General features: G+C 31.7%; 25 protein-coding genes. 2 read left to right on the plus strand and 23 right to left on the minus strand.

Annotated elements, in window-relative coordinates; genetic code table 11:
• Positions 1–130: 130 nt before the first annotated feature.
• From HNR33_RS08485 to ftsE, 3 genes are read right to left on the minus strand one after another with little or no spacing between them, the layout of a single operon-like run.
• A complete protein-coding gene (locus HNR33_RS08485; protein WP_429082309.1) occupies positions 131–1,261 on the minus strand; it encodes a murein hydrolase activator EnvC family protein in 1,131 nt (376 codons plus the stop codon).
• An 18-nt stretch (positions 1,262–1,279) separates the two neighbouring features.
• Positions 1,280–2,176, minus strand: coding sequence for a permease-like cell division protein FtsX (gene ftsX, locus HNR33_RS08490; RefSeq protein ID WP_429082311.1), 897 nt, complete (start codon positions 2,174–2,176; stop codon positions 1,280–1,282).
• Entirely contained in the window at positions 2,166–2,852 is a 687-nt protein-coding gene (gene ftsE, locus HNR33_RS08495) for a cell division ATP-binding protein FtsE (protein ID WP_429082314.1), read from the minus strand. The genes ftsX and ftsE overlap by 11 nt, the downstream gene beginning before the upstream one ends.
• Before the next feature lie 404 nt (positions 2,853–3,256).
• On the opposite strand from ftsE, the gene HNR33_RS08500 reads away from it, so the two are divergent.
• Positions 3,257–3,832: a 5-formyltetrahydrofolate cyclo-ligase gene (locus HNR33_RS08500; protein WP_429082317.1), complete on the plus strand. Its 576-nt coding sequence runs from the start codon at positions 3,257–3,259 to the stop codon at positions 3,830–3,832.
• 103 nt (positions 3,833–3,935) lie between these two features.
• Here the strand turns inward: HNR33_RS08500 and HNR33_RS08505 are convergent, their stop codons facing one another.
• The 20 genes from HNR33_RS08505 to HNR33_RS08600 all read right to left on the minus strand — a co-directional run bounded on the left by HNR33_RS08505 (position 3,936) and on the right by HNR33_RS08600 (position 22,860).
• Complete coding sequence (locus HNR33_RS08505) at positions 3,936–6,320, minus strand: Lon protease family protein (RefSeq protein WP_429082319.1); 2,385 nt, start codon at positions 6,318–6,320, stop codon at positions 3,936–3,938.
• 203 nt (positions 6,321–6,523) lie between these two features.
• Positions 6,524–7,588, minus strand: coding sequence for a LysM peptidoglycan-binding domain-containing protein (locus HNR33_RS08510; protein WP_429082321.1), 1,065 nt, complete (start codon positions 7,586–7,588; stop codon positions 6,524–6,526).
• 138 nt (positions 7,589–7,726) lie between these two features.
• The gene (locus HNR33_RS08515; RefSeq protein WP_429082323.1) at positions 7,727–8,164 is read right to left on the minus strand and encodes a protease complex subunit PrcB family protein; all 438 of its coding nucleotides are present in this window, start codon (positions 8,162–8,164) and stop codon (positions 7,727–7,729) included.
• A gap of 206 nt (positions 8,165–8,370) precedes the next feature.
• Entirely contained in the window at positions 8,371–9,312 is a 942-nt protein-coding gene (locus HNR33_RS08520; protein ID WP_429082326.1) for a transketolase family protein, read from the minus strand.
• A complete protein-coding gene (locus tag HNR33_RS08525) occupies positions 9,312–10,133 on the minus strand; it encodes a transketolase (RefSeq protein WP_429082328.1) in 822 nt (273 codons plus the stop codon). The genes HNR33_RS08520 and HNR33_RS08525 overlap by 1 nt, the downstream gene beginning before the upstream one ends.
• A 15-nt stretch (positions 10,134–10,148) precedes the next feature.
• A complete protein-coding gene (locus HNR33_RS08530) occupies positions 10,149–11,018 on the minus strand; it encodes a YitT family protein (RefSeq protein WP_429082330.1) in 870 nt (289 codons plus the stop codon).
• A 40-nt stretch (positions 11,019–11,058) separates the two neighbouring features.
• Complete coding sequence (locus tag HNR33_RS08535; RefSeq protein ID WP_429082333.1) at positions 11,059–11,820, minus strand: WecB/TagA/CpsF family glycosyltransferase; 762 nt, start codon at positions 11,818–11,820, stop codon at positions 11,059–11,061.
• Positions 11,821–11,824: 4 nt separating this feature from the next.
• Positions 11,825–12,928, minus strand: coding sequence for a polysaccharide pyruvyl transferase CsaB (gene csaB / locus HNR33_RS08540; RefSeq protein WP_429082335.1), 1,104 nt, complete (start codon positions 12,926–12,928; stop codon positions 11,825–11,827).
• A 13-nt stretch (positions 12,929–12,941) separates the two neighbouring features.
• Positions 12,942–14,294 (minus strand): O-antigen ligase family protein, encoded by a 1,353-nt coding sequence (locus HNR33_RS08545; RefSeq protein ID WP_429082338.1) that lies wholly within the window; start codon positions 14,292–14,294, stop codon positions 12,942–12,944.
• Complete coding sequence (locus tag HNR33_RS08550; RefSeq protein ID WP_429082339.1) at positions 14,285–14,839, minus strand: hypothetical protein; 555 nt, start codon at positions 14,837–14,839, stop codon at positions 14,285–14,287. The genes HNR33_RS08545 and HNR33_RS08550 overlap by 10 nt, the downstream gene beginning before the upstream one ends.
• A gap of 18 nt (positions 14,840–14,857) precedes the next feature.
• Complete coding sequence (locus HNR33_RS08555) at positions 14,858–15,349, minus strand: DUF4330 domain-containing protein (RefSeq protein WP_429082341.1); 492 nt, start codon at positions 15,347–15,349, stop codon at positions 14,858–14,860.
• Between the two features lie 5 nt (positions 15,350–15,354).
• The gene (locus tag HNR33_RS08560) at positions 15,355–16,476 is read right to left on the minus strand and encodes a glycosyltransferase family 4 protein (protein WP_429082342.1); all 1,122 of its coding nucleotides are present in this window, start codon (positions 16,474–16,476) and stop codon (positions 15,355–15,357) included.
• Positions 16,477–16,867: 391 nt separating this feature from the next.
• Positions 16,868–17,440, minus strand: a complete 573-nt coding sequence (locus tag HNR33_RS08565; RefSeq protein ID WP_429082345.1) for a cell division protein ZapB — start codon at positions 17,438–17,440, stop codon at positions 16,868–16,870.
• Positions 17,441–17,591: 151 nt separating this feature from the next.
• Positions 17,592–17,942 (minus strand): type II toxin-antitoxin system PemK/MazF family toxin, encoded by a 351-nt coding sequence (locus tag HNR33_RS08570; protein ID WP_429082348.1) that lies wholly within the window; start codon positions 17,940–17,942, stop codon positions 17,592–17,594.
• Positions 17,939–18,220: a CopG family ribbon-helix-helix protein gene (locus HNR33_RS08575; RefSeq protein WP_429082350.1), complete on the minus strand. Its 282-nt coding sequence runs from the start codon at positions 18,218–18,220 to the stop codon at positions 17,939–17,941. The genes HNR33_RS08570 and HNR33_RS08575 overlap by 4 nt, the downstream gene beginning before the upstream one ends.
• Before the next feature lie 246 nt (positions 18,221–18,466).
• On the minus strand, positions 18,467–19,642 hold the full coding sequence (alr, locus tag HNR33_RS08580; RefSeq protein WP_429082351.1) for an alanine racemase: 1,176 nt from the start codon (positions 19,640–19,642) through the stop codon (positions 18,467–18,469).
• Positions 19,643–19,781: 139 nt separating this feature from the next.
• Positions 19,782–20,432, minus strand: a complete 651-nt coding sequence (locus HNR33_RS08585; protein ID WP_429082354.1) for a LolA family protein — start codon at positions 20,430–20,432, stop codon at positions 19,782–19,784.
• A 75-nt stretch (positions 20,433–20,507) separates the two neighbouring features.
• A complete protein-coding gene (locus HNR33_RS08590) occupies positions 20,508–21,806 on the minus strand; it encodes an NAD(P)H-hydrate dehydratase (protein ID WP_429082356.1) in 1,299 nt (432 codons plus the stop codon).
• A 51-nt stretch (positions 21,807–21,857) separates the two neighbouring features.
• Complete coding sequence (locus HNR33_RS08595; RefSeq protein WP_429082359.1) at positions 21,858–22,124, minus strand: hypothetical protein; 267 nt, start codon at positions 22,122–22,124, stop codon at positions 21,858–21,860.
• A gap of 121 nt (positions 22,125–22,245) precedes the next feature.
• A complete protein-coding gene (locus HNR33_RS08600) occupies positions 22,246–22,860 on the minus strand; it encodes a hypothetical protein (protein WP_429082361.1) in 615 nt (204 codons plus the stop codon).
• Between the two features lie 338 nt (positions 22,861–23,198).
• Here HNR33_RS08600 and HNR33_RS08605 point away from each other — a divergent pair, with 338 nt between their 5' ends.
• Positions 23,199–26,639, plus strand: a complete 3,441-nt coding sequence (locus HNR33_RS08605; protein ID WP_429082364.1) for a 5'-nucleotidase C-terminal domain-containing protein — start codon at positions 23,199–23,201, stop codon at positions 26,637–26,639.
• Positions 26,640–26,721 lie beyond the last annotated feature (82 nt).

Raw genomic sequence — 26,721 nt, forward strand, 5'->3', positions numbered from 1 at the left:
AGGTGATTTTTTTGTATAACTTCTGTCGCGCACCCGCATAGCGGGTGGTTTATTGTTTCGCACGCTTCGCGAGCTCAACAGGCTAAAGCCCATAATAAAAAAATAAGGGCTATTAACCCTTATTTAAAATTTATTTTCCTTTCACCCAAGGTATTGGATCTACATACGAACCATTCTTTCTAACTTCAAAATGCAAGTGTGGTCCCGTAGAGTTCCCAGTACTCCCAGCTTTAGCTATAGTTTGTCCTTTTTCTACTTTTTGACCCTCTTTAACTAATAATACAGAATTGTGTCCATACAGAGTAGTGATTCCACCACCATGATCTATCCATATTGCATTTCCATATCCTCCAAGTCTGCCTGCAAAGTGTACAACACCGTCATTTGCAGCAACAATTGGTGTTCCTGTAGGAGCAGGTATGTCTATACCAGTATGCATTTTCTTAGTATGGAATATTGGATGTATCCTCATACCAAAAGGAGAGCTTATCCTAGTACGTCCAGGTACTGGCCATGCCATCTTCCCATTAACATATTCGCCAGTACTTTGACTTTTTCTAATCTTATCTATAAGACTATCAGCCAAAGCATTTAATTCATCTTCACGTTTTTCCAATTCTTTTGTATTTTTTTCTAATTCTTTCATTCTAGTTTCTTTAGCTCTTGAAGCTATTTCAAGTTCATTCTTTTTTGTCTCAATTTTCTTCTTTGTTGCAGTAACTGAGCTTTGTTGCACTTCTAATGATTTCTTTTTACTTTCTATTTCATCTCTTTGATTTCTCATATATTTTAATAGCTCGACATCATGATTAACAATAATTTTAACCATGTCCAGCCTTGTGAAAAAATCCCTAATATCTTCAGCGCCTAAAAGAACTTCCAAATAACCAACTGTACCATTCATGTACATTACTCTAAGTCTTGAGTTAAAGGTGTCATTTTTCTCACTGATGTTTTCTTCTGCTTCTATTAATTCATTTTTTGTTACTGATATCTGATTGTTTAAGCTAACAAGCTGATTTTGAACCTCCTCTAATTCAGTACCCGTCTTTGTTATTTGAGCATCAAGACTTTCAATCTCCTTAGCTATGCCCTTTGCTTGTTTCTTGTTTTGATTGATTTTATTACTTATCTGTTTCTTTTCTTGATTAGCCCTGTTATACTCTTGCTTCAGCTTATCTACATCTCCATCTGCATAAGCCACAACTGCATTAACTACTAAAATCAAAGCTAAAATCAAATAAAAGCTTTTTTTCTTCAAACATAACCTCCCCCTTTTCTAAACTCTAAGAAACTTTCGTAATGATACTATACTTCCAAGCATACCTATACCAACTCCAATAGCTATAAACATTATAGCTATGTCACCAAAAAGTAAGTGTGGAGGGACCATGTAAACTGTAAGAAATACGTACAGTCTTTCATTTACAGCCGTAAACAGGTATCGGTATCCATAATATACAATAACTATTGCTAAAAACGTCCCTACAAGACCTAATACAATCCCCTCTACAATAAAAGGCCCTCTTATAAATCCATTAGTCGCACCTACATATTTCATAATACTTATTTCTCGTTTTCTGGCAGTGACTGTTATTTTTACAGTATTTGAGATAATAAATATCGAAATAAATACAAGAATAGCAATTACTAATAGTCCACCTATTCTAACAAAATGTGTTACTGCTATGAGCTTGTCCACAATGTCCTTATAATATTTTATTCGTTCAATACCATCTAAATCTTTTAGCTGATTTACAACATTATCAGTACTTTCTATGGAGCTAAGCTGAATAATATATGAATTAGGAAGAGGATTTTCCTCTAAACCCTCTAGCAGATATCCCTGTTCTCCTAGGTTATCCTTCATAAGATTCATAGCTTGCTCTTTTGTCTGGAATGTTACAGAGGCTACTCCATCATACCCACTTATTTTTTCACCAAGTTTTTCAATTTCATCTTGCTTCAAGCCCTTTTCTATATAAATCTGAATCTCATCAAACTGTTCTTTAGTTGTATTTGCAATGCTATTTATGTTTAAAATAAGTATGAGTATTATACCTAAAATCGTTAATGTAGCTCCGACAGATCCAACTGAAGCAAAACTCATGGTTCTATTTCTCCATACCCCAACGAAGCCTTGTTTCATCATGGTCTTGAATATTCTAAAATTCATAGCCATACACACCTTTCTCTTCATCTCTTACTACTTTTCCACCTTCAAGTGCTATAACTCTTCTTTTCATAGCATTTACTATTTCTTTGGCGTGTGTAGCCATAACTACAGTTGTTCCTCTTCTATTAATTTCTTTTATTAGTTTCATTATTTCCCATGCCGTATCAGGATCTAGATTTCCAGTAGGCTCGTCTGCTATAAGTACTGATGGATTGTTAACAATTGCCCTGGCAATTGCCACCCTTTGATGCTCTCCACCTGAAAGTTGATTTGGATAGTTGTCTGCTTTATTACTTAACCCAACCATGCTCAAAATCATAGGAATCTGTCTTCTTATCTCTCTAGAAGATGAACCTATAATCTCCATTGCAAATGCAACATTCTCGTACACTGTCTTATTGGGAAGTAATCTAAAATCTTGAAATACAACCCCCATATTTCTTCTTATATATGGAACCTTTCTATTTTTAACTTTAGTTATATCTGTGTTATTCAACATTATTTTTCCTGATGTAGGTTCAATTTCTTTTAGCAGTAACTTCATTAATGTAGATTTACCAGCACCACTTGAGCCTACAATAAACACAAAATCACCTTTATCAATGTTTATATTTATATTTGATAAAGCTTTAGAGCCATTATCGTAAATTTTACTCACATTAACATATTTAATCATTTGCACCACTCCTGTCTAATGAGCCCTAATACAAAATCATTCGACATATTTAATAAAAATCCTTTAATTTTTATAGTATTTTGCATAGGTATTTTTTACTATTTTTCATTTTTTCTTCATAAAATGATTCGTTATAACATATATTTTATCGTTAAACTACCTTCAAACTCCACTGGTAAAATTAACCTATAGTGAAATTGTTAACATAAACTATCATTCTTTTATATTATAATACTTTTCATAACAAAAAAAAGCAGAAAATACTATTTTTATATTGTTTCTTCTACTTTTTTCTGCTAAATCCTTTTGTTTTTTTGATTTTATGTGAAATCTTTGTTTATACTTATTTTATAATGAATTTTTTAGTATAATAAGTAAATAAACTACGAAAAGGAGAGATTGGAATGGATAAAAACTCTACAAGAAAAGAAATATTGCATAATAGAAAATCGATGCAAAGTGACGAAGTAATTGCAAAAAGCGAACAGATTACTCAATACCTTTTTGAATCTGATTTTTATAAAAACTCAAATTGCATAATGGCTTACATAGATTTTAGAAATGAAGTAAAAACAGAAGAAATAATAAAAAGATCACTTAGCAATAATAAAGACATAATTATACCTATTAGTGTTGTTGAAACTAAAGAGTTGATTCTATCAAAGCTACTTGATTATGATAATGAACTCGAATCTGGAACCTATGGAATTCTAGAACCGAAAAAACAATTTGTCAGAAAATCCTCTCCACATTCTATTGATTTAGTTTTAATACCTGGTGTTGCTTTCGATCCAAGAGGGTACCGAATTGGATATGGTGCTGGATATTATGATAGATTTTTAAATAAGATTGATGATTCAGTACCTAAAATTGCTCTAGCTTTTAATCTTCAAATCGTACCCCATGTGGATGAAGGTATATATGATGTGCCTGTTGATTACATTATTACTGAAGATGGAGTTATCAATTGTAAGAGATAACATTTATGAAAAATGAATGACTATAAGGACTTAATATAGAAAATTAATATGAAAAAATTAGAAAACCCGTAGTCTTGACGCGATGTCAAGCCTACAGGCTTTTTTAGTCATGCTGTTTATTTATTCTAGCATAGCTATCTAGCTTTTTCTGGACTAGATAACTTACTGTTCCTACTTCATACTTTCTCCTTTCATCTTTATTACCAAATGGAACTCCAGTTAGAATCTCAATACCTTCTTCAATTGTCTTTATAGCATATATCTTAAAAATACCTTCTTTAACTGCATCGATAACCTCATCACACAACATTAGGTTTTCTATATTCTGATAAGGAATAATTACTGCTTCATCTCCGTTAAATCCTTTCATCTTACATACCTTAAAGTAACCTTCAATCTTCTCATTAACGCCGCCTATAGGCTGAATCTTTCCCTTTTGGTTTACTGATCCTGTAGTTGCAATTGCTTGATTAATAGATAGCTCTGATAAACTTGATAGCAAAGCATATAATTCTGTACTTGATGCACTATCTCCGTCAATGATACTATAAGATTGCTCAAAAGTAATACTTGCAGATAATGACATAGGGTTTTGATTTGCATATTTTTCACCAAGATACCCACCTAGAATTAATACCCCTTTGTCATGACTGCTTCCACTACGGTTCACTTCTCTCTCAATATTAATGATTCCATCCTTTCCAGCAAATGTTGAAACTGTTATTTTATTTGGTCTACCGAAAGAATACTGTCCTGAATCCACAACTGCAAGACCATTTATCTCCCCAATCTTCCAACCTACGGTATCTATTATAATGGTTCCATTATTAATTAATTCCTGTAGCTTTTCTTCATACTTATTATTCCTGTAGTTTTTTTCATATATTGCTTTTTTAACATGTCGTTTTGTAACAATGTTTGAATTATCCTGTTCTGCCCAAGAATCTGCTTCATACATTATTTCAACAATTTCATTAAACCTTGTTGTAAGTTTGTTCTGATCCTCTGCCAATCTTGAACTGTATTCTATTATCTTGGCAACTGCATCTTTACAAAATGACTTTAGTTTCTCTTTTTTGCATTGGTTTGCTATAAATGAAATTAGTTTCTCTACATTATCAATACTTCGAGTCATTTCTATATCAAAATCTGCCATAATTCTAAATAGTTTTTTAAAATCATCATCATAGACATATAAAAGTTGATAAGTGTAGTAATCTCCTATAACTATTATTTTTATATCTATAGGTATAGGTTGTGGCTTTATAGTTTCTGCGATTATACTTTCTTTACTAATGTTTTCTATTGTAGCTTCTTCTGCTATTAGTGCTCTCTTCAGTCCTTCCCAAGAATAGTAACTCGATAAAATATCTTTTGCCTGTAAAATTAGATATCCTCCATTTGCTTCGTGCAATGCTCCTGGTCTTATTCTAGTATGATCAGTTTTAAGTGTCCCCATTTCATTTACATGTTCTATTTTTCCTAATAAATTATAGTATATTGGGTTTGTTTCTCTTATTACAGGAGCACCCTTTTTAGCGCTATTATCAATAAAAAGATTTATTTCATACCTTTTAAAGAAATCCTCACTCTTTCTACCTTTATTTAACAGGGCGCTTATATTATCACTGTCTTCTTCTCCTATAAAATCATCAATATTCTTTATAATGTCGTTTTCAAGCTCATCTAAATACATCTTAATATCATTATTATCTTTAAATTTCTCAACTATAGGACTAAGGTAGAAATCTACTAACTCAAATGCTACTTCCTCATTCAACTGTTCCATTCTATTTCTCAGCTGTTCTTCAATATGCCTAATTTTTTTCACTATATCAAATGTCTTTGAACTTAATTCACTAGAGTTCTGTTTAAGTTTTATTACTTCTTCTTCAGACAATTCTTCTATTTCACTTTCTTTCATTGGTCTATCATCTATAATAGGTATACTAACCAAACCCTTGTCTGTTTGTTTAAATATAAAATTATATTCACTAGCCATAGTATTAAGTTCATCAATAACTTCCTCAATCTTTTTTTGAAAATAATGATATATAACATTCTTTTTATCTTCATATTCTTTTGAATTAAATGTTTTTGGAATTTCAATTTTTAATTTAGAAATTATATTCTCAATATTTTTTTTAAATACTTTTCCCGTTCCAGACTTAAGCCGAATAGCTATAGGATTTTCAGTCTTCTTGAAATTAAATACATAGCACCAATCATCAGGAGTATCCTTCTTATCCGATAATTCCTTTGCTAAAGAATATGCGTAGCTATTTCTTCCAGTGCCTGTTAGTCCAGAAACAAAGACATTATAACCTTTTTTCTTTATTGACAGACCAAATTTTAATGCCTTCATTCCTCGTTCTTGACCTATTATTTCTTTGCACGGCGATATCTCATCTGTAGTATTAAAGCTAAGCATAGATAAATCACATTCTTTTTTCAATTCATTAGGAGATACAATATAATTTGTTTTCACTTCTTCACCTCCAGATAGCTGCATAATAAATAATGATTGTCATTAATTTTATACCCTAATTAGCTTTTGATTACTAACTCATTTTTAATGGTTATAATTATTGTATATTCTTTAGCACAAAAAAAATTTCCTAAGTATTAATAAAAAACTGACTACATTACAATATTAATTTCCAAATTGTAATGTAGTCAGTTTTTTAAAATCTATTTTATCAATCCAGCTGCTATCTTTACACATTTTTGATGCTGTTCATCAACTTCACCATCTTTGTGCCTTGTACTATTCAGAAAGTGTATATCAAAGTGACCATCCATACCATTCCCTTTAATATAATCAAAATTGGTTCCAGCTCCATAACTACCACTTCTCCAAGTAGTATAGCTCCCACCAGCTGCTTTTTCATTTCCAGCATGTGGCATAGCAGTAGCACTTGCTGCTATTCTTCTTCCATTATACTCTATAATTACGGGTCTTCTTACCCAGCTAAAATCTCCTCCCCATATGCTTTTCATAATATTTGTATCATTTGCTGTTAATGTCTCAACATCTGCATGATTTGTTCCAACTGTTCTTTTTGCGTTGAAGGATTTTCCGGTATAAAAGTCTATTACTTTAAACTGAGCCTCACGTGGCAATACATACTGAGCTTCACTCCACCAATCTAGGTATTCACCATACTTTGCACCTGGTGTTTCTTTAACAGGCACATTATGAACTGGAATGAGCAGTTTATCACCAACATACAGCATTTTATTCTCACTAATATTATTTGATTTAGCTATCTCGCTTACTTGAACACCAAATTTTAAACTTATTTTCCACAAGTCATCACCTGATTGAACAATGTACGTCTTATATGAGATACCTGGCTGACTTTGATTATTATTTATTCCTTGTACTGCACTTGGGATTTTTATGGTCTGTCCCACATAAATAACCGAGTACTGATTCATTCCGTTTGTCTGCAATAGCTTGTCTAAGGATACTCCAAACTTTTGACTAATTATCCAAGGTGTATCTCCTGATTTAACAGTATAATAGAAAATATTGTCTGGAATAGTTATCTTATCTCCGATATTTAAACCGCTATTGTAATTAGCATTATTAGCTTTTAACACACTATCTAAGCTAACCCCATACTTTTGACTTAGCTTCCAGTATGTATCACCTGCTTGCACTTGATAAGTCCATGCAAATGCACTTGATGTACTCCCTATTAGTGTTATCGAAAGTGCTCCTATTAGTATTCTTTTCTTAATCTTTTGCATATTAAACCTCCCAAAATAATATATTCAATAATAGTTACAAAACAGTTACAATAATATTAAATTCTTCAATTATTTTTGTAATCCTTTAAGTAAATATTGGGCAAAAAACCAAAATCACCAGATATTGAACTGGTGATTTTATTCTTTATACTCTACTTCTAGTTTAATTTTATCTGGCAAATTATCTAAATCTGCTTTAGCAATTACCATTGGATAAGTAATAACTTGAGCTACCATCTGGTCAGGTTTCGGGTCAGAATATTCTGCATGAGCTATAAGGTCAAAACTATCATCTTTTTTTACTTTTACTAGTTTATCTAATGTAACTGAATATCCAGCAGTTTTTTTCTCTCCTCTTGTAACTATAATATACACCTCATTATCAAGCTTGCAAGCTAAAGCTCTTTCTTCAGCCAAGTATCTAGGAATAAGATCTTGTACTTTTTGTGGTACTTCATTTGCTTCAAGAATTCTAAACTTCACTTCTTTATCACCTTCGCTTTTGAATATTCTAGGAATGAAAATTATTGCTAAGATCACTACCACGACTATCCCAAGTATCCATATCTTTTTCACCTAATACCTCCTTTATACTAAAATATCTTACTGATATACTTCTTTTAATACATAATATTCTAGTATTAACACAATTATGAATAATACCTAAAACTCTAGTATCTCTAATTATTCATATTCAAGTTCTGTATTTCATTTTCAAAAAAATAAAAAGGTGACTATTTAAGCCACCTTTCTAGAAATCTCTATCAATTTTTTTATACTAACTATTTTCTACTAAAAGCTTTCTTAGCTGCTTCAGCTATTTTTTCCGAAGTCAATCCATATTTTCTTAGAAGTTCATCTCCATCCCCTGATTCTCCGAATGTATCTCTAACTCCTACCCTCTCCATAACAGCAGGATAGTTTTCTACTAGCACTTCTGCTACTGCACTTCCTAATCCTCCAATAATGTTATGTTCTTCAGCAGTTATGATTGCACCAGTTTCTTTAGCTGCTTTTATAATAAGCTCTTTATCTATAGGCTTGATTGTATGAATATTGATGACCCTTGCATCTACACCGTCTTTTTGAAGCATTTCAGCTGCTTCAAGTGCCAATGATACCATTATACCTGTTGCTACTATTGTTACATCTTTTCCATCCTTTAATAGTACGCCTTTGCCAATCTCGAATTTATAATTTGCTTCTTCAAATATTGTTGGAACTTTACTTCTTCCTAATCTTATATATACTGGTCCTTTATATTCTGCGGCTTTCATTACAGCCGCTTTTGCTTCAACTCCATCTGCAGGATTTAATACAACCATGTTTGGAATAGTCCTCATAACACTAATATCTTCTAATGCTTGGTGTGAAGCACCGTCTTCACCAACAGTTAATCCTGCGTGTGTTGCTGCTATTTTCACATTAAGTTTTGGATAAGCAACTGAGTTTCTAATTATCTCAAATGCTCTTCCTGTTGCAAACATAGCAAATGAGCTTGCAAAAGGTATTTTACCAGTAGTAGCTAGTCCTGCGGCTGTACCTATTAGGTTTTGCTCTGCTATACCAACATTTATAAATCTCTCAGGATATTCTTTTCCAAACACAGCTGTTTTAGTTGATTTTGATAAGTCCGCGTCAAGAACAACTATATCCTTATTCGTCTTACCTAATTCCTTTAATGCCTCTCCGTATGCATCTCTAGTAGCCATCATTTTAGCCATTATTTGTCACCTCCAAGCTCTGCAAGTGCTTTTTGAGTTTGTTCATCGTTAGGAGCATTACCATGCCAACCTGCCTCATTTTCCATAAAAGAAACTCCCTTGCCTTTTACAGTATTAGCAACAATAAGTGTTGGTTTTTGTTTAATATTTTTACTTTTTTCAAGTGCATCAAATATCTGAGCAAAATCATGTCCATCTATAGTAAGTACATTCCATCCAAATGACTCAAACTTTTTGTCAATTGGTTCAATATTCATAACTTCTCTGTTTTTCCCATCTATTTGAAGTCCATTATGGTCTAAGAAAACTGTTATATTGTCAAGCTCATAGTGAGCAGCAAACATTGCAGCCTCCCATATAATACCCTCCTGAACTTCACCATCTCCAATCAATGCATATACTCTATAGTCCTTGTTATCTAGCTTTGCTGATAAAGCCATACCATTAGCTGCAGCAAGACCTTGACCCAATGAGCCAGTGGACATATCTACGCCTGGAGTGCCCTTCATATCTGGATGACCTTGAAGCATAGCCCCAGTCTTTCTTAATTTAAATAGCTCTTCTTTAGAAAAATATCCTTTTTCAGCTAATGCAGCGTATAATACTGGTGCTCCATGACCTTTTGATAATACAAATCTATCTCTATCATCCCAATTAGGTTGGTCTGCCTTAATTCTCATTTCCTTAAAATACAGCGCAGTTAATATCTCACAAGCTGATAGTGATCCTCCTGGGTGACCTGACTTTGACTCATGTAGCATTTCAATAATATCTTTTCTTAATGTCAATGCTATTTGCTTTAAATCATTATAATTTTCCATTATAACTTTAACCTCCTATTCTTTTCTTATTTCTTTAAAGCCTTCACCTAGCACCTCGTGCATCTCAGTTACCATAACAAAGGCATTATTATCAATAACATGAACTATTTCTTTTAGTTTAGTTATTTGAGATCTATTCACTACGCATAACAAAACATCCTTATCCTTACCAGTATAAAAACCTTTACCTTTTAAAACTGTAACTCCTCTGCTAAGTTCTTCTACTATAGCTCTCCCAATTTCATTTGGCTTGTCAGATATTATAAATAATGCTTTTGCATACCCTAATCCATCTAAGATTAAATCAATCACTTTAACAATAATATATAATGTTATTATAGAGTATAATGGGTTTTCAATTGTACCATTTACTGCTCCTGATGTTGCAACAACAAATAAGTCAATTATCATCATAAAGGTAGCAGTACTTAGTCCTGGAAAAAATCTATTCAATATAGCACCTGCTAGATCTGTTCCACCTGTAGTTCCACCAAATTTGAACACTATACCTAATCCTATACCCATTAAAACTCCACCAAAAACAGCAGATAAAAGTAAATCATGTGTTGCATATGTATGAGGTACTAGCCAAATAAATAATGAAAGTGCCATTGTAGCATATAATGTCTTAGCTCCAAAAGATTTACCTAATATAATAACTCCTGCGATAAACAAAGGGATATTAACAACTAAATTGGTAGCCCAAACTTTTATAAACCCGTTTGTTATTTTTTGAATGACAATTCCTAAACCAGTAACTCCTCCAGGTGCTATTGTGTTTGGCTCTAAAAAAAAGTTGATCGAAACCGCCATAACTAAAGTACCTATTGAAATGCCGATATATTCAATCAGATATCTGTACCAATATTTCTTTATTTTTTCCAAACGCTTTCACCTCTTTTTTTCCTATGTTTAACACAAGCTTTTATTTAACAATATCTTCTTTTGAAAATAAAACTATTAGTGCAAATAGTGGCAATACCATCTGTCTCTTGATTCTTTTTGGGTTCTTAACCAATCTATACAGCCACTCCAGTCCATGCTTTCGATAGAATTCAGGTGCATTTTTGACTCTTCCAGAAAGAATGTCAACAGTTCCACCATTCCCAATTATTACTTTACAATTTAGAAGATCTTTGTTTTGATTTATCCATATCTCTTGTTTAGGAGCACCTAGTCCAACAAAAATCATATCAGAATTAGTTTTATTGATCATCTCAATAACTGCTTTTTCTTCATCGTGTCCTTTATGACCAATATGTGTACCTTTAAAGAAACCGTGATGATAACCTGCTATTTTTATATTAGGATATTTTTCGCTTATATTTTCAGTAGCTTCTTTAGCTACTCCATCTTTACCTCCTAAAATAAATAGGCTGTAGCCATGTTCATCAGCAAGCTCAAGCATTTTGATAGACAAATCAACACCAGTTACTCTTTCAGGAAGTGTTTTTTTCTTGATCTTTGAAGCATATATAAGTCCAATACCATCAGGAATTATTAAATCTGCACGATTTAATAATTCCTTAAAGTCAGAATTTTTTCTTGCTTCCATCACTATCTCTGTATTGGGAGTATATATTACTCGTGTTTTATCATCAGTTAAGAAGCCCCTGACCCTTTCGACTGCTCCATTTAATGTTATTTTATCTATTTTTACCCCTAATATGCTGATAATATCCCTCATATTTTCACCTACTCTTAAGAATATGCAATGCCATTTCAATATTATTAAGTGCTTTTTTCTTTAATTGTTCTCTTACCTTATATAATTCTTCTTTTATATTCTCTTTGTTATTCCAAGTTTTTTCTATAGTAGTACATAACTCAACTAGTTCAAGCTTATCTACATCACACTTAGAATCTACTCCTATCAGTTCTAGAAGACCATTTACCTTTGGATCATATACCAGTCCAATCATAGGAATCGCCTGAGTTGCAGCATATATTAGAGAGTGAAGTCTCATTGCAATAATTAACTCTAGTTTATTTATTATACCCATTATATCCTCAACACTGTAATTATCTTGGAGAACATGACAATCTGCTTGAGAACCTCTACTAGCTATTTCATTGCTTATTTCCAAATCTTCAGGATAGTGCATAGGTATTAATACAACTCTAGCATCATAGTTATTTATAATATAGTCTATTGCCTCTGAAACTACTTTTTTTAGTTTATCAGAGTTTTTCCAGTTTCTCACTGATATGCCTACCAGTGGCTTATCAGTAGGAATACCTTCTTTTACTAAGATATCGCTAACTCTTTCTTTATTAGAAGGTTCAAGAGTAAATACAGGGTCTGCAGTTACATATATATTGTTTTTTACGTCTATTTCATCAAGTGTTTTTTCTGAATTAAAGTCTCTAAGTGTTATTAAGTCCACTTTATTTAATATTTTTCTTGTAAGAACTCGATTCAGCTTCTTATTTATAGGACCTATTCCGTTAGCATATACCATAACGGGCTTTTTAAAAAGCTTAGCGATTTTCATTACAGCTAGATAATAAATTATAGATCTTGTACTCGTAATATCCTGAAGCAAGCTTCCACCGCCACTAATAAGCATATCTGATTTATATATGCCTTTTATTACACTTATAATATTTAGTCGATTGACAGCCTTTATACCATAAATCTCCTCAGTGCTCTGCGGATTGTTTGAAAAAACCGTTATATCAATATCTTTACATCCATTTTTTAAATCTTTAACAATAGCCTTTAGTATTGCATCATCTCCGCTATTATTAAAACCATAATATCCGGATATAATTACTCTTTTTCTCTGTTTCATAAGAATTACTCCTTCAACTCAAGTCTATAGTGGGTTTATCTTTTTTTTCTTCTAATTTTGCCAGCTTCATAGTTACTAATATAAACCCAATCATAGTCCAAAAAGTTATAATTATTCGTGGCAGGTATAATACATGCTCAACTAATCCATGGAATAAAAGAGAAGCTACTCCTGCTAACAATCCAGCAGTAATTATTTTAATATATTTGTCTTTACTTTTTATAGAGTTTATTATTGCGTATTTGTAAATGACAAAAATAAGAATAATAAACAGTAGAATACCTACTATGCCTAGTTCAGCAGCTATTTCAAGATAAGTGTTGTGAGCATGAAAAATCGGCATAGTTCTTATATAAGTTTCGTATGTTTTCTTGAATGGTATATATCCAAATCCTACACCTGCAATCCAGTGATCTCTTATTATATCTGTCGTTATTTGCCAAATCTTAATACGATATGCATTTGATGAGTCTGTTAAGCTTCCTATAGTCAATATTCTATTAATAATTGACTGAGGAAGAACAAATAATGATAATACTCCCACAGGAATACAGAGAAGAAATAATCTTTTCTCAACAAGAAGTATAAAAACAAATATACCAAATGCAAATCCCAGCCATCCTCCTCTTGATAGAGTGAGAACTAATGTGCCTGCTAAAATCATAGAAGTTAAAAGAAATATCAGTTTCTTTATCAATCTTCTTGAACCCCAGAATAAAGCAACAGATACCGGTATAGCCATTATCAAATACTCTGCTAGTATGTTGGGGTTACCGAATACAGAAAATACTCTTGTTGTAATGTCTGGATTGTTAGCTTCATCAACCCATGCAGGGTCAAGCTCTACACCAACAAAGTATTGGTACACTCCATAAAGAGCTACTAAAGTAGCTGTAAAAACAAAAGCTGATAATATCACATTCAATTCATTTTTATTATCAATGCTGTTCACAGTTATAAATAATAATCCTAAAGCAGAAAGATGTATAGCCAAGTCTCTGAAGCTACCCATAGGATCAAGTGAAGTCACAGTAGCTACGACTATAGCTAATATAAATACTACTATAGGCACATCTACAAAGCTATGTCTTATCTTATAGCCTTCTCGAAAAATATGATTGAACAGAAAAATTAAAACTAAAAAAATCATAAACAATAGTGAAAGCATGTCAGGTAAAAAAGGTAAACTAACTATAGCAGCTATTATACCTATTTTAATATCATAGATTGAAAGTAATGTTATAGCTACTCCACCTATTAATCCAACAAACATCACCATAGGCATTTTATTATATAGTAGTGAAAATACTACTCCAAGCAATAAGGGGATAATTATTTGCTTCTTTTCTAATACTCTTACCACCACTGATCCCCTCCATCATCTATAGTAAATATACTCTTCAATAATTTAATAAATAATGAATTTTCTACAGTGTCTTTAGCATTTTCCCTATTTCTAAAGATCAAAACACATATCACGATAATTATAAGCAGTAATGCATTACCATAAGTCTTTATATTGCCATTTATTGCATCTATTACAATGTTAGCTACACTGAAAGTAATAATAAATATGCTAATTGTTCCTATAGCTGCAATATGTGATTCAAAAAGACTTGAGCTTGTTTTGCTTAAAAGACTTCCTTGCTTATATTGTTCTATTAAACTTCTTAATTTATTAGACAAACTTTCTATAAGACATATCAGTTTTTGATATAAAGTATAAAATATACTACTCTCTATTAAGCTTTTGTCATTAGTAATAAACTTAGCAATATATGAACCACTAAGTATGCCCTTAAAAGCTTTTATTATAGTCTCATTTATTTTTTTTATAATGCTATGTTTATAGAAACTATTTATTGTACGCCAAAGCCTGCTCAATCCACTGACTGTATAGCTATTGTACATATATATCCTCCTAACGTACTACTCAGTAAGTTCTATGTCTAGTATTGTCCCAAATACAGCAACCTTCTTGTTTTTTAATCTGTATTGAGTTCCAATTCTTGTTTGCTCTCCGCCTATTATTATAGTGTCTGTAGTATTAGTAGCATTTGCCTCAACATATAAAATTACGTTATATTTCTCTGGAACATCTGACATAACCACTTTCCCATCACTAGTTTCAACAGCTGTTCTGAAGTTTTCAACTTGCTTGTCTATTACCTTACCAAAATACTGTCCTCTATCATAGTGATAAAGTGCATCTCCTACCTCTAGCCCATCTACAGATGGCTTTCTTACTTCACTTACCTCAACTCTAACAATAGCTTTCTGACTTTCTGCTACTACCTGTGGCCTTGATGTTTTCAATCTATAAGCTCCACCGACAACTAATAACCCAAGTATTAGTATTACAGCAAGATCAATAATATTTATTATCCCAAATATCTTTCCTTTTTTATCAATTAATTTCACAACAACTACCTCCTGTCACTAGTTACTTTTTTATATATTTCATAATGATCTAATCCCATTTTTTCTAGCGAAAATTTCTTATTAACTGTTTTGTAGAGATTCTCGCCCATATCTTTAATTTTCTGCTTATCATCTAGCAGAGTATTTAAATAAGCAGCTAACTGTTTAAAATCGCCAACATCAAAAAGGTATCCATTAAAATCATTAGAAACTAAATCACTTAATCCACCAACATTTGTGCTTACAATTACTTTTTTCATTCTCGCACCTTCTAAAATTACATAAGGAAAACTTTCACTTACTGATGTAAGTACATTTATGTCCAGTACATTAAAAAACGAATAAGGTTGTTTAACAAATCCTAAAAAAAACACTTTGTCATTTATATTAAATTCTTTTGTCATGGAATAAAGTCTTTTTTCCTCAGCTCCTGATCCTGCTATCAAAAAGATAACATCATCTCTTTTAGAAAGCACTTCATTTGCAGCTTTAATAAAGACTTCATGATTCTTAACAAGGTCAAGCCTTCCAGCTATCCCTACTATAAGCTTATCATCATGGTCAATTTTATAACCTTCTAAAAATACACTCTTAGGTGTTACATCAATTTCTTGATTTAAATCAATACCATTGTATACAGTAAATATCTTGTTGCTCTTAAATCCTCTGCTTACCAGCATCTCTCTAAAATTGCTGGATACTGCTATATAGTAATCAAAACATTTAAGTGCTATTTCATTAATAGTAGTGTACACAAATCTCTTGTAAACATTATCTTTAAAGTCTAATTTGTAATCACTGTGTATTGTTGTAATAAAAGGCTTTTTCACTCTCATTTTTAAAAGCATAGATATAAAATTAGCTCTTGCACCATGACTATGAATTATATCAAAATCCTCAGAAATTATTATATCTCTCAATCTTTTTATAATAGATAAATCGGCTCTTTTTCTCTGTTTTAAGACCTCAATGTCTATGCCCATTTTCTTTCCATCGTAATAAAATTCGTCTTCTATAAAACAGATTATTTTAGCATCTGCATGCTTTCCAAGCTCTTTTATTAATGAAAGCACATGAGTTTTTGCTCCTCCAGTGTCTCCTCCGCTAATCAAGTGTAATATCTTCATCTATTCCTATAGCTCTCTAAGAGCATACCCTCCCTTCGAAAAAATATTATCTTCAATTAATCCATATAATTATACCATAATAAACAGCTATATGAAATAACAAAGACTTTAATTAAAACAATTAGCTAAGGTTGCCTTTGTTGAAACGCACTTTACGGAAAATATTCATTATGGTACTCTAGATTTTCCTATGCGTTATAACAAAGACTTTAATATAGAACAATTAAACAAAGGTTGTCTTTGTTGAAACACATTTACGGAAAATGTTTATTATGGTAATCTATTTTTTCCTATGCGTTATAACAAAGAAAAGTCCAGTAGAAGTTTATTCAAACTCTATTGGACTTTCATTCATTAAAATTATTTATGTATATGAAATTAGCTAGTAATGCTAATAAATTTCATAATATCCTTTGACAATAAAAATTGCAAAATTCTTGTCAACATATGCACCTCTGCCGTCATTTCTTGGTATAAGTATAAGATGATTTAGTGCTATGCTTTCATCTGCTTGCAAATCCTTTGCTCCAGTTAAATCAGATAAGCCTCCTAGGTCTGAGTCTATGGCTTTAGCACTTCCACTTCTAAGAATAATCTCCGTTCCAGCACCACATATAATTCTTTGACCACTTTTCAACTCAACAATTTCTAAGCCAATACCTGTTGAGCCTGTTGAGTTTGATAACTGCTTAATTTGTTCTTTAAGTTTATTGTTTTCTTCAGATAGCCTCTGTAGTTCTGCTTTATCTAAAGAATTATTATCAGACAACTCTTTGATTTTTTCCTCTATGTAAAACTTTACTTGTTCGATTCTCTTTTCTACATAACTAAAGGTAACTAATGGGTCATCTTCATTTCCTGGCTCACCGAAGCTCACTGTAGAAGACCATGTAAGAAATAGTGTTATTGCTAAAATAGATACCATGAATAGATTAGTTTTCTTACCTTTCAATTTTTGCCACATCAAATATCCCTCCATTATATTTTGCATTTTAATAGTAATTCGACTTATATATCAAATATCCTGTAATAAAATTAAATTTTTTATTATTTCCAGGGAAATGATGTCTAAAAATGAATAAAAATATAGAGCCCGGAACCATCCACGCTCTATGTTAGAAATCTATTAATCCTATGCTGATTTTTAAGCAGTCATCAACCTTCTCCATCATATCTTCGTCAAAGTGCCCTATTTTCTCCCTCAGTCTCTTTTTGTCTATTGTACGTATTTGTTCGAGTAGCACTACTGAGTCCTTCGGCAATCCAAAATCAGGTGCAGTTATTTCTATATGTGTGGGAAGCTTAGCCTTGTTGATTTGAGAAGTAATAGCAGATACAATAATTGTTGGACTATATTTATTTCCAATATCATTTTGAATCACTAGCACCGGCCTTACGCCTCCTTGTTCAGAGCCAATAACAGGGCTTAAATCTGCATAAAATATATCTCCTCTTTTAACAATCACAATTTTTCACACCCTGTCAACTTAACTTCATACGTAAAAAGCTCCCTTACATCTTCATCCAAACCCATCTCTGCCAAAGAAAGGTTGATTTGGCTCATTTCCCTATAACCACTCTTCATCTTTTCTTTTATCTGGATTTTTTTCCGTTCTCTTAAGTACAGTTTCATGGCCTCTCTTATAAATTCACTTCTGTTCTTTTTTTCAATTGAAACAATTCCATCGACTTCCTCTAACAAACTATTTGGTAAACTAATCATTATCCTTTTTGTTTCGGCCATTGTTGCACCTCCAGATTTTTTGCCAATAAAATAGTAATGCTTAAATTTAATCAATTTCACGCTTGTTAGTAAATAGTAAAAGCAAAATAAAAAATCTAAGTTATGCGCAAATTCATCTATTTAATATAGTATATTCTTATATACGTCAGTATATACTTGATTATATATTATCAGTTATAATTGTGTCAATATCAAGGGTTTAATATACTTGTTTTACTTAATTTTCCCATAGATTTAGCAAAAAATTTATTTTAGTAAATAATCGTTAATTTTTACTATTTCTCCACTCTTTATATAAACCCTCGGTACTCTTCTACTAACCATACACACTATTTCATAATTAATAGTTCCAAGTTTTTGTGCAACTTCATCTATATGAGGACTATTATTTCTTCCGTCACCAAAAATTATTACTTCATCATCAATTTTAACATCAGTAATATCAGTAACATCTATCATACATTGATCCATACATATTCTCCCTACAACTTTAGCTCTACTATCTTTTATTCCTACGTCAGCTTTATTAATTAGCATTCTAGTAAATCCATCTGCATATCCGATTGGAATTGTGCCTATTATCGAGTCTTGTTGTGTTATATGTATGTGTCCATAGCTAATACCTGTACCTTTAGGAACTGATTTAACATTAGATATTTTAGTTTTCAATATCATACTAGGCTTAAGATTTACTCTATCTTTCAACACTTCATTAGATGGATAAAGTCCATATAACATAATACCTGCCCGAACCATATCAAGATTGTACTCAGGTAAATCTATGATAGCTGCGCTATTTGAAGCATGTTTAATTGGAATTTTTATTCCTCTTGACTCAATTGCATTTATAATCATATTGAACTGATTAAACTGTTTATTTGTAAATTCTTTATTAATTTCATCAGCCTTTGCAAAATGAGTAAAAATACCCTCTATAAACACATTAGATAATTCACTTATCTTTTGAATATCCTCTAACGATCTATCTTCAGCTCTAAGCCCTATTCGTCCCATACCAGAATCTATTTTAATATGTATTTTAGCAGTTTTATTTATATTTTTTGCAGCTTTTGAGATGGAATATGCATTTTCATAGTTATATACAGTAAGTGTTATATTATTTTCTATAGCTGTTATAGCTTGAAAATCAGGAGTATATCCTAATATTAATATTTCAGCCATAATACCTGCATTTCTAAGTTCAATAGCTTCTGAAAGTGTAGCTACAGCTAATCTATCTGCACCATTTTCAAGAAATATTTTGGCAGCCATAACTGAACCATGTCCGTATGCATCCGCTTTAATTACAGCGGTTATTAATGACTCCTTGTTTACAACTCTTCTAACTTCTTTGATATTATGCGCTAAGTTATCTAAGTTTATCTCAGCCCACACTGGCCTGACGTTCTCCAAACTATCCATCATAATCCCCCTTTTGCAACTCTCAATATGTCACTTTGTGAAATTATTTAACAAACTACTTCAATACCTTATCCATTTTCATAATATTCCTAATTTTCTCCACTGTCAATTACTAATCAATTAATATTTTTCTATAATTTTATAACCCTTTAATTATATCTATTCCCGTTCTAATATTGAACTGATCATCGGGTAGATCTACATCATATTTAAATTCACTATATATTACTTCAACTGAAACATTGTTGTTATTATCAAACACGACAAGTTTGTAAGGAATAAAACCTAACTTATTAATCCACAGTTTTTCATATTTTCTATATTTATGATTACCAGGTATTTCAGTAGTTAATACAATAAATTCTTTGTCTTCTATTTTGTCAAAAGATACTTGCGCTTTTTCAGTTGTTATAAAATTTCTCAAAAAATAACCAATAAAAAGATACTCCTCTTTAGCCTGTTGATAATCCTTTAATAAAAATGATTCTCCTACATGTGAGCTATACATCCAAGCCTGATTTCCATCATACAATGTTATATTCCCCTTGTTTTCTTCAGGTTCCAAAATCTCTATTACATATTTATTTGGATTTGTAAAAATATGTTTTGCCTTATATGAGCTTGGAGCTTTGTTCCCAATAACTTTAACATCTGCGATACATCTATAAGATTCAATATTGCTTATGGTCTTTTGCATTTCATAATATATCTCTTCGTCAGTTGGTTTGCTACATCCCTGTATAAGGAAAACTATGATTATAAAAAATAAACCAACCAAACTTTTTTTCATATAACCCTCCCTCTATAATTTAAGATATTGTCAAAAAACTCTCTTGTTCTAAGAATTTCTATAATTTTTAATATATTAGCTTGTTTGAATATATTTAATTGCATAAGGTATATTGGCAACTATATCAGTAGCTATTAATCCGTACTCTCCCTTGTCTTCTACTGCAATATCTCCAGATAACCCATGTAAATAAGTTCCGCACACTGCAGCATGTAATGGAGAAATCCCTTGACCAATAAAACTGCTAATCATTCCAGTTAAAACATCTCCACTTCCAGCTGTTGCCATGCCTGGATTTCCTGTTTCATTTATAAATACATCACCATTTTCGCTGCAAATAACTGAATCTGCTCCTTTTAGTACTGTTATTACTCCTAGTTTTTCAGAAGCCATTTTACAGTATTTTACTCTATTTGCCTGTATATACTTAATATCAACATTTAACAATCTTGAAAGTTCTCCTGGATGAGGTGTTACTACTGTGCTAGCCTTTCTTTTTTTAATTATATTTATATCTGAGGATATGCAATTTAATCCATCAGCATCTAGCACGATTGGCTTATCTACATATAAGAGTAAACTTCTAACTACTTCTATTCTTTCATCATCAACTCCAATACCAGGCCCTATAGCTATACAGTCACAATTATTTGATTCATTAAGTATCTTTTCAATAGAATCTTCTATAAAATATCCTCGTCCCTTATCTTCTATAGGAACTATTATCGCTTCTGTAAGTTTTATCTCTAATATGTCACTAATAGATGAAGGTACTATTGAATAAACTAACCCGCTACCGCTCTTTAAACATGCTATTGACGATAGATACACTGCTCCTGTCATTCCTTTACTTCCGGCTATAATTCCTATTCGTCCATATGTTCCCTTATGAGTATCTTTTTTTCTTTTAGGTAATTTGTCATGCACAAATTCTTTTTCAACTACAGTAATAGATTTAGGAAAACTACGTACAGGCTTCGTACTTAACTTTTCAAACAACACGTTTCCCTCCGCTATAGCTATTGCAGCTGCTTTATCTTTATCATGAGTTATGGATAGGTAAATAGCATCTATTCCTTTATTCTTAGCTGTTCTTTCTGCATTTCTATTAAGCTTCACAAGTGGTTTCCCTAAGCTGTCATGGTATATTTCAATATCAGTCCATTTAAAATCTCTTATTCCACTGCCGATTGCTTTGCTTATAGCTTCTTTAGCTGCAAATATTCCAGCAATTGTATTTATATTATTCTTTCTAGAATTTATGTATGCTATTTCTGACTCACAAAAAACCCTAGTCATAAACTTACTATTAATTTCAATGACTTCTTTAATTCTTTCTATTTCTATAATATCTATTCCACAACCTTTAATCATTATTACACCCCATTCATATAAAAATAAGCCCTCGGTTTATAGGACTTATTACTACCTAAAAATATCTAATATACTTTTATCAAGTGATATACCTAACCATAATGCTATAGCTTTTACTGATAAAACAATAAAATAAATCACACTTGTCATAAATACAGCTACAAATACTAGCTTTATAGCTGCACTAACCTTTTCATTAAACTTAAACCCTTTAATAAATATACCTATACCTTTCTCAATTGGTAATGTGAAAAAATTAAAAAATATTTCTGTACTGCTTATTATTAACAATATGAGCATAATTATTTTCGTAGACAATATTAATACATCCTTTCAATAAATAATATCTCTTTCTATCTCATTTATTACTAATAATTTTCATTATTATCATCTCTATTATATCATAATCTGCAATAAAAAAAGAATGCATAAGCATCCTTTAATATAGCATATCATTATCAAGCTTTTCCATTTCTTTCCCGCCTAAAGTACTATGGAGAAAACTATATATAGCATTTATTCTCTCTTCAAAATCATTTTTCTTTTCTATAGAATCTCTTAATTTTTCTCTGTAAATTTCTATTTCCTCATTTAATGACTCCAAGTTCTTTTGATCCTCTTTTAATCCTTTGTAGGCATATTTTATTGTTGCTTTAAGCAAATTAAAATTTGCTTGTTTTACTTCCTTAGGAATCATTTCTGATTCGAAGGTTAGTTTCTCAATTTCTTCATTGATATCATATATTTCTTTTTGACATTGCTCAAGAAGCTGTACTGCATCAGGAATCTTATCCATAACACTATCATTGTTAATTACATCAGATAGCTTTAATATCTTTGCCATTACTTTTTTCTTCTCAACCTTTTTTAATGTCAAATCTTTATCAGCTTTTTTTTGCTTTTCAACCAGTGTTTCTAAATCTTTTTTACAACTTACTATTGACTTTACGTCTATATCTCCAAACAGCTTTTTCCACACTTCATCATTTATTAAAAGTGGTATTTTATTTTTTAATAAAATATTATATTCGATATCTATATCCTTAGAGAACATTGCATCTCCCCCTAGTAAAATTGTACTAAATACATTTTATAAAAGAAATAGGATATTACTACTATATTATAAATAACTTGCCAAAAATCAAAATAGTATTTATATTATAGCATTTTTTTAACATAAAATTAGTATATTTTACACAAGCATTAGATATTATTGATAATATATAGTTTGTTTTATTTATTAGATATAATTTCTAACACATTGTATTTATTGTTAATATACAAAATACTAAATAAATTGATTATACCCCCTTAAAAATAAGGGTTTTCTTGAAACATATGAAATAGTATTAAAGAGACATTTTTCAAATAAAACTCAAAGGAGGTAATTAAATGAAACTACAAAGCAAAAAAATACTCAGTTTTGTAGTGGCGCTTTCATTAGTGTTTGGGCTACTATTAGCTCCGATTACTAGTACAGTTTCAGCTGCTAGTGATACAGTTACTATCACTGTATTAGGTACAAGTGATATACACGGAGCACTCAATAGCTGGTCATATGAGAGCAATAAGGATTATGGCAATGTAGGATTAGAAAGAATACGCTCACTAGTTAAACAAGTGAAGTCAGAAAATCCCAACACATTGCTAATTGACAATGGCGATACCATTCAAGGAAGCATATTGACAGATGACCTATACAATACTAACCTTGAAAAGCCTAATCCAATGATGGATGTAATGAATACAGTTGGATACGATGCAATGACTTTGGGAAATCATGAATTTAACTTCGGTCTAGAACTAATTGATAAAGTGATAAAAGAAGCTAATTTCCCTATTCTTTCTGCAAACATATATAATAAAACAGATGGATTAAACTTCGTAAAACCTTATGTAGTAAAAGAAATAGCAGGAATAAAAGTTGGTATTATCGGTTTTACGGTTCCTAGTATTCCTAGGTGGGATGGCCCTAGAGTAACCGACTTAGAATTTAAGCATATGGCTGAGGAAGCTAAAAAATATGTAGAGATTGTTAAGCAAGAAGGTGCTGATATAATAATTGCTTCAGCACACTCTGGATTAGACAGCAGACACGAAGAAGATGGCAGTGATTCAGCAAGAAAAATAGCTGAATACGCACCTGAAATAACTGCTCTTTTAGTAGGTCATGATCACAGCACTGTTAACGAAACTATAAATGGAGTTCTTGTTGGTGCGCCGGCAGCTAAATCTGGGCAAGCAAACGAGGTAGTAAGATTTGATATTACTCTTCAAAAAAACGGAGATAGCTGGAAAGTTGTTGATAAGAAGACAACAATATTACAAATAGAAGATTATGAACCATCAGAAGAAGCAATAGCCGTTACGCAAAAATATCATAATGCAACTTTAGATTTCTTAAAAGATACAATTGGGACTGCTACAGATGACTTCCACCCTGCAAGTGAGGTTCCTGGTATTCCTGAAGCACAAATAAGAGATACAGCTGTAATAGACATAATAAATGAAGTTCAACTAAAGTATACAGGTGCTGATGTAGCTGCAGCTGCATTGTTCAAAAATGATTCAAATCTACCTAAAGGAAATATCAACTATGCTAATATTTTTGACATATATAAATATGCTAATAAACTAGTTGGCGTTGAAGTAACTGGAAAAGAGCTTAAGAACTATATGGAGTGGTCTGCAGCTTATTACAACACATATAGACCTGGTGATGTTACTATAAGCTTCAATCCAGATATAAGAGGCTACAACTATGATATGTTTGCAGGTATAAATTATAAGGTAGATATATCTAAGCCTGTAGGACAAAGAATTGTAGATTTAACTTTTAAGGGCGAGTCTATAAGAGATGATCAAATATTCAAATTAGCTATAAATGATTACAGATATAGTGGACTTACAAATATGGGTATTATAAGCAACGAACCATATTTCAATTCTGATCCTATATCATTAAGAAGCTATATTAAAACACATATTGAAGAAAAAGGTTCTATTTCTCCGCAGGTAGATAATAACTGGGAAATAATAGGAGCAGATGTGAACAACCCGTTAAGAGATGAAGTCATACAAATGGTTAAAGATGGAACTATACAAGTTCCAACTTCACCTGATGGAAGAACTCCAAATGTAAAATCATTAAATCTATATGAACTTGTTTCAGAAGGTAAGCTTTCAAATGAATTATTAAAAGAAAATAATATACCTATTCCTATCACAATACTTCACACAAATGATATGCATGCAAGAGTAAAAGAAGGTAGTTACGATGGTATGGGCTTTGCAAAAATTGCTACAAAAATTAAAGAAATAAAAGCTAAAAACCCTAACACTTTAGTACTTGATGCAGGTGATGTACTTCACGGTCAGACGATCGCAACTATATCCAAAGGTGAAAGTATTGTTAAGCTTATGAATACGATAGGCTACGATGTAATGACTCCTGGTAACCATGACTTTAACTATGGGCAAGATAGATTAGTAGAACTATCTACTATGGCTAACTTCCCAATAGTAGCTTCAAACGTAGTTAAAGAAGATGGAACCACACTTCTTAATCCTTATGTCATTAAAGATATAAGTGGTGTCAAGATTGCAATATTTGGTCTATCTACACCTGACACAACATATATGACTCATCCAAAAAATGTTGAAGGATTAAAGTTCGAAAACCCTATTGAAACAGCTAAAAAAATGGTTACAGAGCTTAAGGATAAAGCTGATATAATAATAGCTTTAACACATATCGGATTAGATGATAGCAGCGAATTTACAACTAAGAAAATAGCAGAACAGGTTGAAGGAATAGATTTAATAGTTGATGGTCATAGCCATACTACATTAAAAGAAGGACTAAAAGTTAAAGACACTTTAATAGTTCAAACTGGCGATTATAACAAAAACTTAGGTATTGTAAAAATAGCATTTGCTGATGGTAAAATTAGTGCAATGAATTCAAGCTTGTTTGCAAAGGAAGATGCTGTTGAATTAGCTGAAGATCCTGAGGTTCTTGAAGTAGTAAAAGCTATAGAAGAAGAAAATAATAAGATTACTTCAGTTGAAATAGGTGAAACAAATACCGAGCTTGTTGGTGCAAGAGAAAAAGTTAGAGCTGGTGAAACAAACCTTGGAAACCTTATAACTGAATCTATGCTAAGTATTACAGGCGCAGATATAGCCTTGACAAATGGTGGAGGCATCAGATCTTCTATAAATTCAGGCAAGATAACAAAAGGTGATGTTATAACAGTACTTCCATTTGGTAACTACGTAGTAGTAAAAGAAGTTAAGGGCGAAAACATAATTAAAGCTTTAGAGCATGGTATTTCTTCTTATCCTGAGTTAGCAGGAGCATTTCCGCATGTTGCTGGAATGGCATTTAAATTTGACCCAGATAAAGAAGCTGGAAACAAATTAGTTGAAGTCAAAGTAGCAGGTAAGCCAATTGATCCAAATAAAATGTATAAGCTTGCAACCAATGACTTCTTAGCAGCTGGTGGAGATAATTATGTAATGCTTGCTGATGGTAAATTATTAGGAGAATATCCTGCATTAGATGAAGTAGTTATAGAATATATCCAGAAATACGGTCTACAAAATATCAAAGTAGATAACAGAGTACAAGTTGAAAATACAAATACTGTTATTGAAATGCCTGAACAAACCGAAACAACTAGTAATACTTATACAGTTATTGCTGGTGATGTATTATGGAAAATAGCAAAGAAGTTTGGCTTAACTTGGGAAACCCTTGCTAAGTTTAATAGCTTAGAAAATCCAAATCTTATCTTCCCAGGCCAAAAGCTATTAGTTCCAGCTCAATAATAGATAGCCTTCTAAAGACAGCCTATGGCTGTCTTTTTTCTTTATCAAAAAATTATTTATTTTCTTTAATTTGACCCTATAG

Origin of the sequence: Brassicibacter mesophilus, from assembly GCF_050433385.1 — a bacterium.
GTDB classification, from domain to species: domain Bacteria; phylum Bacillota; class Clostridia; order Tissierellales; family Proteiniboraceae; genus Brassicibacter; species Brassicibacter mesophilus.